The organism is Dysgonomonas sp. 521, from assembly GCF_010501055.1.
Lineage (GTDB): Bacteria > Bacteroidota > Bacteroidia > Bacteroidales > Dysgonomonadaceae > Dysgonomonas.
Genome location: NZ_QVMO01000055.1, coordinates 14,788 through 28,216, shown reverse-complemented (window position 1 = coordinate 28,216; position 13,429 = coordinate 14,788). Strand labels below are relative to the sequence as shown.

8 protein-coding genes and 1 pseudogene are annotated in these 13,429 nt (G+C 45.5%); 4 read left to right on the top strand and 5 right to left on the bottom strand.

Going from position 1 to position 13,429, the window contains the following annotated elements; all coding sequences use genetic code 11:
• Window positions 1-88: 88 nt before the first annotated feature.
• From D0T84_RS14915 to D0T84_RS14900, 4 genes and pseudogenes are all read right to left on the bottom strand, one after another.
• Window positions 89-5,011, bottom strand: a pseudogene (locus tag D0T84_RS14915) (N-6 DNA methylase); the annotation flags it as partial.
• Complete coding sequence (locus D0T84_RS14910) at window positions 4,998-5,444, bottom strand: DUF1896 family protein (RefSeq protein ID WP_163308655.1); 447 nt, start codon at window positions 5,442-5,444, stop codon at window positions 4,998-5,000. The gene D0T84_RS14910 and the pseudogene D0T84_RS14915, both read right to left, overlap by 14 nt.
• Window positions 5,445-5,595: 151 nt before the next feature.
• Window positions 5,596-7,701: a type IA DNA topoisomerase gene (locus tag D0T84_RS14905; RefSeq protein ID WP_163308654.1), complete on the bottom strand. Its 2,106-nt coding sequence runs from the start codon at window positions 7,699-7,701 to the stop codon at window positions 5,596-5,598.
• Window positions 7,702-7,733: 32 nt separating this feature from the next.
• Window positions 7,734-9,269 (bottom strand): DUF3945 domain-containing protein, encoded by a 1,536-nt coding sequence (locus tag D0T84_RS14900; RefSeq protein WP_163308653.1) that lies wholly within the window; start codon window positions 9,267-9,269, stop codon window positions 7,734-7,736.
• A 214-nt stretch (window positions 9,270-9,483) separates the two neighbouring features.
• On the opposite strand from D0T84_RS14900, the gene D0T84_RS14895 reads away from it, so the two are divergent.
• Genes D0T84_RS14895 through D0T84_RS14880 form a run of 4 tightly spaced genes read left to right on the top strand, consistent with a single transcriptional unit; the run spans window position 9,484 to window position 11,351 of the window.
• Window positions 9,484-9,870 (top strand): hypothetical protein, encoded by a 387-nt coding sequence (locus tag D0T84_RS14895; protein ID WP_163308652.1) that lies wholly within the window; start codon window positions 9,484-9,486, stop codon window positions 9,868-9,870.
• Window positions 9,871-9,883: 13 nt separating this feature from the next.
• Window positions 9,884-10,288, top strand: coding sequence for a hypothetical protein (locus D0T84_RS14890; RefSeq protein ID WP_163308651.1), 405 nt, complete (start codon window positions 9,884-9,886; stop codon window positions 10,286-10,288).
• A 30-nt stretch (window positions 10,289-10,318) separates the two neighbouring features.
• Complete coding sequence (locus D0T84_RS14885) at window positions 10,319-10,774, top strand: GNAT family N-acetyltransferase (RefSeq protein ID WP_163308650.1); 456 nt, start codon at window positions 10,319-10,321, stop codon at window positions 10,772-10,774.
• Between the two features lie 43 nt (window positions 10,775-10,817).
• A complete protein-coding gene (locus tag D0T84_RS14880; RefSeq protein ID WP_163308649.1) occupies window positions 10,818-11,351 on the top strand; it encodes a dihydrofolate reductase family protein in 534 nt (177 codons plus the stop codon).
• A 53-nt stretch (window positions 11,352-11,404) separates the two neighbouring features.
• On the opposite strand, the gene mobC is transcribed toward D0T84_RS14880, so the two are convergent.
• Window positions 11,405-13,414, bottom strand: coding sequence for a conjugal transfer protein MobC (mobC, locus tag D0T84_RS14875; protein WP_185155753.1), 2,010 nt, complete (start codon window positions 13,412-13,414; stop codon window positions 11,405-11,407).
• Window positions 13,415-13,429 lie beyond the last annotated feature (15 nt).

The window sequence follows — 13,429 nt, the reverse complement described above, 5'->3', positions numbered from 1 at the left end:
ACTGCTGACGGAACAGCAGGTTCAATCGTTCCATTCCAACTCGTGGAGCGGAACTTCAAACAATCATTTACGCGACTTCGTGTCGCACCCACGGACAATCAAGGTGATGGATGGCTACACACTTTTTTTGTGCATTTACGCCCGTTCCGAGCATTTCGGTCGAACCGAACATAACACGGATTCTGCCCTCTTTCATTTCCTCTATCATGCGCTTTCGCATATTCTCGCTGCTGGCAGCTTCCTGAATAAAACGTACTTCATGGGCAGGTATGCCGTGATCCTCTACCAACTTACGTTTCACTTCACTATATACGTTCCATTCCCCGGCTTTGTAAGTGCCGAGGTCGGAGAAAACGAACTGCGTACCCTTATGTTGATTGTATTTGTAATAATAATCGGCAATCATCCGGGCACAATGACTGGCTTTATTGTCCACATGGTCGCCGAAACGGGTCGGATCAACCATACGCATATCAAGCGACATTTTACGGGCGTAATCCGTAGCAATCAACATCTTTGCTTTATCTTCTCTTTCTGTCAATTTGCCACGAAAGAGTAGTTCCCCGTCGCCGGTCTTGGCAAACTGCACGAGGCGTTCAATAAATGCCGTTTGGTCAGGTGTGGGCGGTATGTTGTGCAATATTTCGTTTTTCTCCGGGCGGTCGATGCCGATATCGGCGGCTGTACGAAAGTCGGTGATCTCGGAATAAAAGGCGGCCAGTTCCGGCACTTTGATAAAGTATCGGAAACGCTCTTTCTGTACAATCTCATTGGTTACCGAAAACTCGTAATCAATGGACTTCTTAGCGAAAACGGCTGCCCACGCATCAAAGGTTTTAAGGTTCTGACGTTCCATTTCCTGTGGGCGGAGGTATTTAAATAACAGGTACAACTCGGTGAGGGAGTTGGATATGGTTGTCCCCGAAAGGAAAGTAGCACCTAAATCGCGCCCCGTGCGTTCCTGAATGGTACGGATGGCAAAGAGCATGTTCAACGCACGTTGTGAGCCTTCGGGATTTCCCAATCCGGCTACCCGGTCATGGCGGGTATTAAATGTAAGGTTCTTGAATTTGTGCGATTCATCCACATAGAGGTGGTCGATACCCATTAGGCGAAAATCGACTGTATCATCCTTACGATTTTCAATGGTGTGCATAACCGTTTGCAGTTTGGCTTCCAGATTGAGCTTACGCCTTATACAACCTTTCAGCATGGCACGGGAAACTTCTTTGCCCTGGTTTTTGAGTACCTGTAAGTTTTCCTCCACGCTGTCGAGTTCGGTCTGCAATATCTCCCGTTGCAGTTCCGGCGATTGTGGTATCTTGGCAAACTGTTCGTGTGTGAGGATAACGGCATCCCAATCGTTGTTCTTTATCTCGCGGAAGATCCTCTCCCTGTTTTTGGGAGTAAAATCTTCCTTGCCGGGGTAAAGAACCTTTGCGTTCGGATAGGCTGTACAAAAAGTCTTGGCAATCTCATGGATATTGGCTTTCAAGCCTGTAATCATGGGTTTATTAGCTAATCCGAGCCGTTTTTTCTCCATTGCACCGCAACACATAATCAGCGTTTTACCGCCGCCAACCTCATGGTCGCAAATATTTCCGCCCAGCAATTTATCCATCCAGATTGCATCTTTCTGGCTCTTATACAGGTCTTGTATGCCCAATCCTCTCAGGTCAAGCCCCGGAAAGGTTTGGTGTGAGCCGTCATAGTTTGGGCGCACAAAACAGTTGAACATTCGGTTGTAGCGATCTGCCAGCCTGTCCTTAAACTCCGGCGACTGGTCGCGCAGCCAATCGGAAAAGCCGTTACGCATTTCGTCTATCTTGGAGTTGGCGAGTTGTATGGCTTCGGAATCACGCACTTTGACCTCCTGCATTTTACCGTCAATCAGCTTGTTTACTTTTTTAGTGATGTCCGGCGAAGTGTTTTGCAGGGCGTGTTTCATCAGGTGTATGCCATTGAATGTACGGCTCTGTGATTTCACGGCATACTGGTCGGTTATCTTTACGTTCGTCCTGTCAGCCTTTACGCTGTATTCGTCGATATTGGGTGCGAAGTTTATCGAAACATCCGCATCAAACAGGTTCGATGCGTATTTTTCATAAATGCCTTTGGGAATCCACCTTTCGCCGAAATTAAAATCAAGGTCGTCGAAGGCAATGGGTTTCGGGGTTGCTTCCCGAAGTGCCCGTAGAGAATCTGTTGCCGGGATGTGGTCGGGGTTATCATTCAAAAAGCGCTCCACCCGTTCCGCTTTCTCTATGACATTCCCGGCTATGTATTTATCGGCAATTTCATAGCCGTTAATTTCCGGATTGAAATAGATACTGTCATGCAGTTCTTCCAGAATATTTTCCTTTGTTCCTCCGGTAAGTCCTGCCATATATTCCAGATTTACCCCGGCGTATTTATTCAGGCTGGCGACCAACGCTTCACGGGCATCGGCAGCTTCAGTAATCTCATTGGGATTGAACGCTACCGGATGATGAAAAATATCGGCTTTCTGTGCTACCCCGTCAATGTAGCGTTCCAGAGAAAGTATTTCCGTTCCTCGCGCATCCATTTTAATCAGGTCGAGGTTTTTCTTCTCGTTCAGCCTGCCGAAACGGTCTGTGAAATTATCGTACAGGCGGTTGAGCATTTCTCTCAGGGCGGGGTTGGCTTCCAGCCGTTCGGCTTCATTCTGATACAAATGATAATAAGTATCACGTATTTCGACGTAGATAGAGGCTTTCTTTTCCTGTGTTTCGGTCAGTTCCAACGGGTGGAACATAGGCTGCAAACCGTCCATACCCCGCAGATAGCCGATACGATTATGGTCGTCCGAAACGAGTGATCCCTCACGATAATGCGGCAGTATTTCCGCTTTGAACGGAATAGGTTTCAGGTATTCTTCCCGTTCCTGTTCACGCCGTAAAGCTTCCTGTTGTTCCGATCTGCGGGCATCTTTGACCGGATAAACAAGCGGCGTGTTATCCTGCGACGGTTGCCTCGCTTGTTGTTCCTTTTCTTCACGCTGACGACGTTCGTAAGCCTCTATCATCAATTCTTCCCGCCATTCGATTACCCGGTCTTCATCAGGTTGTTTCTTCGGCTTGGCAGTTTTCTTCCGCCTGTGGGGTCGGTTTGCCTGATTGCGTTCTTCTTCGGAGAAACCGAACAAATCGTAAAGGGTTATCAGTGGTTCTTGCTGTACGTTTACTTTTGGAGCAGCCTCCGTAGTCGGCTTTGCGAGAATAGCGGGGTCGTCCATGTCAAAAAGTGTCCCGCTGAAATTGCCTGCCTGAGTGGTTTGTTGGTTTTGCTTTGGCTCCATAGTCGCCTGTGCCGCTACTCTTTCGGATTCAGGAGTTTCCGTTATGCCGAAATCTTCCGGCGTTGGCGGGTGTTCTTCCATAAAGCGACGGCTACTCTCGTCCGCCCATGCCCCAAACTCTGCAAGGTCTTCCGGTGTGGGATCATTGGCTGAAATGTCAGACGGGGATATGTTCAAAGAAGGCTCCGTAGTCGCTATCGGTGTCAGTTCCCCTGTGATTGTATCAAGATTATAACCTTCCGTCCGTGCTTTTGCGATAGCATCCTGTTCTTCTGCCGGGATAATCGTTTGGGTATTATCCCGACTGTCCATAGTTTCAAAGTGTTCCTCTACGGCTTCCCAGAACGGATCAAGGTCATCCGTCTGCCAAAGGGGATTAAGGTCATTTGGCAGTCGTTCCCCCTCCTGTGGTCTTTGCAGGTGCGAGGTGGAAACGTCGGCTTCCACTTTGTTTGAAGCACTTGCAATGTCCACTGTTGTATGCTGCTCCGGTTCAACTTGTGGAGCATCTACTTTTCTTTCTTGCGTTTGCTCCGCACGCTGGGGAGCAAAAGAGAGGTAGCGTTCAAGGTCGAGGTGTTTGGAAAAGTCCTCGCCCAGCATCCGGCGCAAGTCTTCGGCGATACCTGTTTCGCCACCGGAATGGGTAAATTCCATTGCGGGTTTGCCGTAAGGGTCTGTTCCGACTTTGGCATCGGTTTGGATAACCCTGTCTAACTGTTGGAACAGGTTATTTATGGAAATACCGTTTGACAGCTTACGGGATTCGATAAAATCCGTCTGCCGCTCAGTTACGGGATATTCGCCGGCAGCGCGTTTCTGCAATACAATGAGGTCGCTGCCGACTTCGGTTCCGGCGTGGTCTGTAAAAAGGTTGTTAGGTAACCGTATAGCGGAAACCACATCGCACCTGTCAGCAAGCCACTCACGGATGGGGCGGTTCTGCTCGGAGTTAAGAACACCCTGCGAAGTAATGAAGGCGATTATGCCGCCATCGCGGACGGTATCAACCGATTTCATAAAGAAATAGTTGTGCAGAGTCCGTGTACCTTGCCGACGGGCAGGGTCGGTACTTGTGGAGAAAGAGGGGTCGAAAAGGGCAACATCCCCGAACGGGATGTTACTGGCCGCCACATCGTAATAGCCGGAATACTTCGGCTCGATGGTTTCATACCCCTGTACCCTTACATTATCCTCCGGGCGCAGGTGTTTAAGTATCATTCCCGCCATCGGGTCTTTTTCAAAACAGGTTATTTCTGCATCGGGAGCGGATTTCCTAAGACTGTCGGCAAATACGCCTGCTCCAGCACTGGGGTCTATTACCCGCAAGGGTGTAACGCCGCTTTGCGCTAACGATGCAATCAGGGTGTCGGCAATGACGGGCGGAGTATAAAAAGCGGATAGAATGGAATCTTTGATGCCATTCAGATACTGCTTGTGCTCTTTTTCGCTGGCGGTGTTCTCTTTGAGAACGGTATGCAGTTCTTCGATAAGAGGGGTTAAGGGCGTGGTTTTACCGCCGTCCTTCGGCAGCGGGTCTATCACTTCCTTAATCGCTCCGAAACCGCTGTATGCCTGCAATATTTCTTTTTCCTCAGGGGTGGCTTCCCGCTTTTCCCGGTCGAGCGTAAAGACTGCCTTTATCGCGTCGATATTCTGGCGAAGGTGCGCCGTTTTATTAAACCGCGCCATCTTCCAGAAGTATTTGAATTGTTCCTACGAGTTCCGTGTATAAAAGGTCGTATGCAGGAGTGTCGGCAAAATCATCCCCAAGCGGGTATTTTGCCAGCACGTTACCGCATAGCGGTAAGACCTGCAGGGCGACCTTTCGGGCGGTATCTTCGGGGATTTCCACCAAAAACTCCTCCCAGAGTATATTTACAAGGGTATTGTAAACGGAAAAATGTAAACCCCGGTATAGTTCGGCATTTGCCAGTTCTTCTGCTTCAATATGGGTAAGCCCGTTTCGGATTGCCTCGCTGTAAGCCTCTGCTGCAAGGTCGGCTCGTTTTGTTATAAATGCCTTATCCCCGGTTTTGTCGGGATGACTGTCACTGAGATACGATAAGAGGGATAGCCCGTAATAGGATAGTTCGCCTTTGGGCGATGAATTATTCTTTGCCATAACATTGGAATTTTAGTGGTTGAAAATATGGAGAGAGGGAAAGCGAAAAGGCGCTCCGGATTCCCACCCGAAGCGCCCACCACTAAAATTCCTTTCAAAACACGTCTTAAAAAACAATGTTATGATTAGAATCTTAGTGGCAAAGATACTATTATTTCCGCTTTTTCCCTTTCCCTGCATTACCCGGTTTGTTTTTCGGAAATTCAAAAACGGTCTTATGTTCACTATCGAAAGCAATAATAGCATCGAAAGTTCCTCCGGCTTTTTTATTGAAGCCTTTTACCAATCCGGTTTTTCCTTTGCCGAAAAGGTCGGATAATTGTGCATCCGTCAGGTCTTTTCCGGCTATGGAGCGGAATACCGTCAGCCCGCAATCCTCATTCCCGCATTTGGCGACTTTAGGATAGAAAACCACCTGTCCGCTGCACTTAGGACATTTGCATCCGGAGCGATTGCTCGCCCCCTCGATAGAGATAGAGAGCAGCTCCGTTGTAATCTGTGCGGCATATACTTCTATACCCTTGTGGAAAGTATCGGCATCCATTCCTCCCGAAGCGATTTTATTCAGTGCGCTTTCCCACTCGCCGGTCATTGAAACATCCGCAATCTTCTTATCCTTAACAGCCAGATACACGGTCAATCCTTTATTGGTGGGTACAAGTGATTTTTTCTCACGTATAATATATTCACGGGAAAATAGTGTTTCGATAATGGCCGCACGGGTGGCAGGCGTTCCGATGCCTGATTCTTTGAGAGCTTCACGCTCGGCTTCGTCCTCAACTTCTTTGGAACAGGTTTCCATTGCGGATAACAGGCTGCTTTCTGTATGCAATGGGCGGGGTTTGGTCTGCTTTTCCAATACGTCGCAACCTTTCACGGGCAGGCTGTCGCCCTGAACGATGTCGGGCAGTACGGTGGCATCTTCCTCTTTGTCTTCTTCTTGTGCGCCAAATACGCCACGCCATCCGGCAGAAAGGATAATACTTCCCCGTGCCGTAAATGTTACTCCGCCACATTCAAGAGTAACAACTGTATTTTCTTTCTTACACTTTTTGGAAAATGCTTCCAGCATACGTCCGGCAACCATTTCGTAGATGATGCGTTCGTCAGGTGAAAGTTCGCCGGGCTTGTTTTCGGTAATGATAATCGCATGGTGGTCGGTAATCTTCTTATCCTCCACACTGCGGATATTAAGCGGGGTATTCTCCATACTTTCGGCATAAGCGGAAAAGCGGGAATAGCTTTTCAGGCTGTCGAGTAGCTGCGGTATTTCATCGAATACATCGGTGGAAATATAGCGGGAACCGGTACGGGGATAGGAAAGTACGGCCTTTTCATAAAGCGCTTGAGCTATCGTCAGGGTTTTATCTGCCGAAAAACCGTGTTTACTGTTGGCTTCTTTCTGCAAAGTGGTTAAGTCATATAATAATGGTGGTTCCTGATTGGCCTCTTTGCGTTCCACACTTACTACATTTGCCGTACCGCCGGAATTTACAAGGGCGTACAATTCATCCACTTTTGTCCGGGTATCATACTTATCCAAAGACAGGGCTGAAAAAGAGGTGGCATCTTTCGCTGTATGCAGTTTGAGTTGGAAGTAGGTTTGCGGCTTGAAATCTTTGTTTTCCAGATAGCGACTGCATATCATCGCCAACGTAGGCGTTTGTACCCGTCCGAGGGAGAATACACCACTCCCGGCGGAAATACTTAATGCCTGGCTGGCATTAATTCCTACGACGTAATCTGCACGACTGCGGGCGCGGGCGGACAGATACAGGTTATCATAATCGTTGCCCGGACGGAGGTTTTGCAGTCCCTCACGAATGGCACGGTCGGTCAGGCTACTGATCCAAAGGCGGTCGAACGGCTTTTTACAATCGAGGTAACTGTATATAAAACGGAAGATAAGTTCTCCCTCTCGACCGGCATCGGTCATAACGATAATCCGGTCGGCACGGGAGAATAACTCCTTAATTACCTTTAGCTGTTTCATTACGCCGGGGTCATTCTTATACTCCTTGCCCTCTTTAATCTGTCGGGGTTGAAGGATAAACTCTTTGGGAAGTATCGGTAGATTCTCCGCCTTAAACCCTGTGAAACCGTAGGCTTCGGGCATGGCAAGTCCGACCAGATGACCGAACGCCCACGTAACGGCGTAACCGTTACCTTCTAAATATCCGTCTTTCTTTGTTGTTGCTCCCACGATAGCGGCGATCTCACGCGCTACGCTGGGTTTTTCTGCAATACATACTTTCATTGTGATTTCATTTTTAATTGTTAATTAATGAATTAGGAAACCCCACGGCTTTTCCTTGCTTTTGGTGCAGATTGCCGTTTTTGAGGATTTTGCCGCTGCTTGTTTTCATCCTGCTTTTTCTGCTGGCTTTCAGTCGGTTTCTGTTGCCCCTGCTGAAGTGGCTTGTCCACTTTCTTGGTTGCTTCGTTGGTCTTACCCTCGGAATTGACGGCTACCTGAGTTTTGCTCTCGGCGGCGGGTTTCACCGTTGCACCCTGTTTCTTGGCATAGTCGGGATTCCATTTGAAAAAGTCCAGTTTGCCTTTTTCGTAGTTCGGTTTAACCCACGCATTGAAAGGCTGATCCTGTCCGTCTTTCATCATGGCTCTTACATAGGTGGCTTTACCTGCTTCTAATGATTTAATCTGCTTTTCGTCAAACTCAACTCCCAACAGTTTTTTAGGGATAAAAACCTCTTTTTTGTCTTCGCCCTGTGAAACTTCCTTTTTCGCTTCCTGACCTTCCGCTTTCTTCTGCTGGCGGATTTCTTTATTCTCCTGGGAATAGCGGTTACGGTCTAAGCCGTCATAGGTAAAATCAAATTTCTTATCGGAAGCATTGACTTGGACGTAGCCGTCGAATTTAGTTCCACTGCGGGAAGTCATGCCCTCAACCAACACTTTGCGTCCTGCGGCAAAGTCCAACTTCTGTCCTTCGGTAAGTTCGACGCCTTTAATTTTGTCAATCGGCCCAATCTGGCTGACTGGCAGAACTTCCAATCCGTTGGTCATTTTGTCGAGGGTAACATAACAGAGTTCTTTCTTGCCGGGAGTTAGTTCCAGTTCAATCACTTTTCCGGCATTGCCCGTTGTCATCAGATTGGCTTTTGCCTCATCATCGAGCTTTGTTCCATGCAGGGGTGCATCCAGATTCGGCTTTTCCTGATGGTAGTACGGAATGGCTTTTATTGAACCGTCCGGTTGTTCTTCCAGCGAGATACGCCCCTTTGTAGGAACACGCATACCGCCCGGCTCCATTTCGGGATTCATTTCAACCATCTTGTTGGACTTATGGCCGTAGGACATCGCTTTCAGGTGCGGTTCCATATCTTCCCACTTAATCCCTTTGCGTTCCAAATCTGCTCGGTCGATTTTGCTTACGTCCATCGGCTGGAAAGTCGATTGGGAAGTGGTGTCGCCGCCACCCTGCTGTACTTTGGGGTTCTGTCCCTGCCGGGCTGCCAGTTCGGCTGCCGGATCGACACGGTACTTTTCCAGTTCTTCGGGAGGAAAGTTCATCTTGACGAGTTTGTTGAAAACACTCTCGGTCATGATAAAGACTTTGTTGATGGGATTGGATAACCCTGAATGCGCCGGATTATCCGCCTGCTCCATCATCTTTTTGAAAAAGGCTTCAATGAAAGAATCGTTGGTGTTCACATTCAACAGGGAAGCCAGATTCGCTTTAGTGGGTTCGACGGTCTGAATATTTCCATCCTTATCCACATTGGTAACGGCTTTCAGTTGGCCGCTGCTTGCATCTTGAACGAGCATTACTTTTTTAGCATCGTTCTTTAATTTTTCGTCCATATTTACGAATGTTTTTAGTTCGCACCAATATCGGTGCATGGGCGAAATTAGATGTAACCTGTTGACTGGCAAAGGAGTATTGAACCCATGGAGGCTTCCGGCAAACAACTGGCGACTTGTGGCAGCAAAGTCCTACCGGCGGAGAAATTAAGCGGGCGGTTTTCCTCCTTATCCGGTAATATTGCCTACCTTTGGGGAGAGATATTTTTAAGGTATGGTTGAGCAATTTTATTCTATCAAGCATCTGTCAACTGATCAGTTAAGGGAACTGTTCTCGGCATACCGCAGCCGGGGTTGGGTGGATTACGATTATTACAAGTTGATGCCCGAAGGGGTTACTCCGCCGGAGTTGTCGGATGAGGAAATAATGTTTAATATGGACGGAGCCAACCCACACAATTATTTCGTGTTTATGCGGGGTATGGAAGATGAAAAAGACGGGATAATGGTTGGTTTCGGATTGACGGATTACCCTTCATTCGGAGCATTCCTCCATTTGGATGAAAACCTGTTGGATGAGATAGTGAAGATTTATGAGTTGAAACCAACTAATACAGGTGTAGATTTCTTCTTTGGAGATAGGGGAAAATATTTGAATTGATACTATAAATATTATGGAAAAGAGAGATGTAAACAAATGGATCGTTTTCAGCAAATGGATTGCCACAGGAATACTGATAATGGGGATTATCCACGATATAGCTACATTCACCCCGCTGATTCAGGATAATTTACATTCACTTTCAGAAGATGCAGCAAAGGTTTTTATCTGTTTCAGCTTGGGGACGGGAACGTCCCTGATATTATGCGGAATAATATTGTTCCCTTTGCTAAACCGATTGGAGAGATACCCGTTTATGATAACTCCCATATTGATAATCGGAGTATTCCTCTTGATTTTTGGAATACTCTCTGTTTATTTTATGACCGATAATCCATTTGCATGGGTAGTATCAGCATTATGTATTATTATGTTTGGCGTCACTCTCAAACTAAAGATTTCTATAAATCAATCTTAGCTAATATGATTATGGATAAAAGGAATAAAGATGAAAGTTGAGAAAATAGAAAGTAATTACCCTTACGATTTACTTCTGCTGGCAGATGAAACTGTTGAAGGGATTAACACATATCTGTTTGATTCGGATGTTTATGTTGTACAAATAGATGATAAAGCAGTTGGAGTGTTTTGTCTGCTACCTCATGACAAAGAAGACGTAGAGATAGTGAATATTGCTGTCGCGGAAGAATTTCAAAACAAAGGAATAGGAAGTCGTATGTTGGGCGAAGTAGAAAAAATTGCAGGGGGAGAAAACTATAAAAGGATAATTCTTGGAACGGCAGATTGTGGATTTAAGCAGATCCGTTTTTATGAAAAGAACGGCTATTCTCAATATAATGTCAAAAAAGACTATTTTTTAAAGAAATATCCAGATGAACCTATTTTTGAAAATGGGATTCAGCTTAAAGATATGGTTATGTTAGAAAAAAGCTTGGTACAATAGAACTTCTATCTATTGAATATGAAATAAAAAATAGTAAAAAACAATGCGAAAATTAATCTTATACATAGCAACGAGTTTAGATGGTTACATTGCGAAACCGAACGACAATCTTGACTTTTTGAAAATTGTAGAAAAAGAAGGCGAAGATTATGGTTATGCTGAATTTACGGCAAATATCGATACCATAATTCTTGGTCGAAAAACTTACGATTGGGTGCTTAATGAAATTGGTACTTCTCATTACGATAATGGAGATAGAAATGTATATGTTATCACAAGAAAGCAAAGACCGAGCGTTGGAAAAACAACATTCTATACAGGACAATTAACTGAATTAGTTCAACGATTGAAAAATGAAAACGGAAAAGGTATTTATTGTGACGGCGGAGCAGAAATTGTGAATGAACTCTTGAAGAATGACCAAATAGATGAGTTCATTCTTTCAATTATTCCGATATTTCTTGGCAACGGAACAAGACTTTTTAAAGACGGCAGACCTGAACAGCAACTTGAACTTGTGAATGTAAAATCATTCGATACCGGATTAACACAATTACATTACAAACGAAAGAGATAGTAATGACAATCAAATAAAATAGCCACCTAATGAAAAAGTGGCTATTTTGTATTTTATTCCTGATCCGGTAGCAGTTTACACAGTATCGGGTCATTCTTTATCCTCTCCATTTCCTCATCGACTATCTGGCGGGTTTCTTCTTTAATACGGTCGTAGTTCTCCTTAATCATTTCCTTCATCCTGTCCACTCCGTTCTCATCAACAAAATTGGTAATAACGGGTATCTGTTGATATTTGGCAGTTTCCCGCTTTACCCGTTCGTTGTCTACCACAATTTCAGCATGGAAAATCTTTTGTTCTATCCGTTCGTCGAAATTATCCGCGATTGCACCCACGAACATTCCCTGTGTCAGATTGGCTATCTTGCTGGCGGGAATCAAACTGTCAAGCTGCGTAGATATGGAAGTGGACTTGTCATTGCGGTTGATAGTCATACTTTGGCGCTTTTGCAATACTTTTCCAAATCTTTCGCTAAGTGTTTTGGCGGTATCGCCAACCACCTGACCGGAAAAAATATTACCCACGGTGTTCATCACGACGGCGGCTTCTTTATCGCCGTAGTCGCGCTTTAGCTGCGAAAAGTCCTGAAAACCGAGCAATACGGCTACTTTGTTGCTTCGTGCGGTGGCGATTAGGTTGTCCAATCCTTTGAAATAAATCGTGGGCAACTCGTCGATTACCACACTGCTTTTCAATTGCCCCTTTTTGTTGATTAATTTCACGATACGGCTGTTGTACAGTCCCAATGCCGCCCCGTAAATATTTTGTCTATCGGGATTGTTCCCCACACACAATACTTTCGGTTCGTCAGGATTGTTTATATCCAGCGAAAATTCATCGCCTGACATGACCCAATAAAGTTGTGGCGAAATCATACGGGAAAGCGGAATTTTAGCCGATGCGATCTGACCTTGCAACTGCTCAGCAGCACCACCGAGCCACGCATCCATAAAGGGAGAAAGGTAGTTTTCCAACTCCGGATAAGAGGTCAGGATAGGAAAAATATCTTCGTAACGTTTATTCAAGAACTCAATTGCATGGGGAAATGTACAATACTTTCCGTCCTGATAAATGCGTAAGTACCATATAATAGCGGCAAAAAGGATAATCGGGGATTCTACGAAGAAGTCGCCCTGTTTTTGCACCCACGTTCGGTTCAAATTTAGCATTATCGTATATGCCGATTCGTAAGCATCAGCTATGTCATTCATAAATGACGGATTGAGCGGGTTACATCGGTGTGAGTGTGAAGGATCGTCAAAATTAATCACATAAAAAGTTGGCACTTTTTTATAACCGCCCTGATTGTTTAATAGGTGGTTATAGGCTATTGTAGAGAGGTCGGGATACTTGAAATCATAACAATAGAGTGAATAACCTTTTTCAATTTGCTGTTTTATATATTGATTAACAACTGCATAACTCTTACCCGATCCGGGCGTGCCTAAAACAATGGAAGCCCTGAACGGGTTTACTACATTAATCCAACCGGGATTCCACTTCTTTTTATAATAAAACCGTGTGGGCAGGTTTACCGAGTACTCATTCTCCATCAGGCGGGTTTCCTGTTGGAAGGATTCGTTCTCGACATTGAACGGGTCGTCCATCATGTTGTTTTTGAGTAAGCGCGACATCCATGTTCCGCCCATCAATAGGAAAATATATCCTACGGACATTGTGAGGATATAAAAGCCTGCATTGGCTTCCAGTGGTAATGGTAAATCCAGTAGCCACCAATTAAAAAAGAACAATACGAAGCCGACTGATAGGAACACAATGATTTTGTTCCATGTGATTTTTTCTTCCTTAACCCCTTTTGTTCCCAGACAGGAGAGGGCAAGGAATACTACGGTAAACAGTTTAGTCCAAAGGATATTATGGAATAAACCCGCTGTACGGTCGAAATTAACGAGTATCTTATCGACAACACCGATGTTGACACCCCAATTTACCATCTGTTGGTAACAATACCAGTAGATGTTGATTACTACAAATAAAATACTGAGGGCACGCATAAAGTCCATGACTTTTGCCAATCCCCGGAGATCATCTTCTTGTTGCATAATATTTCGCTTTTA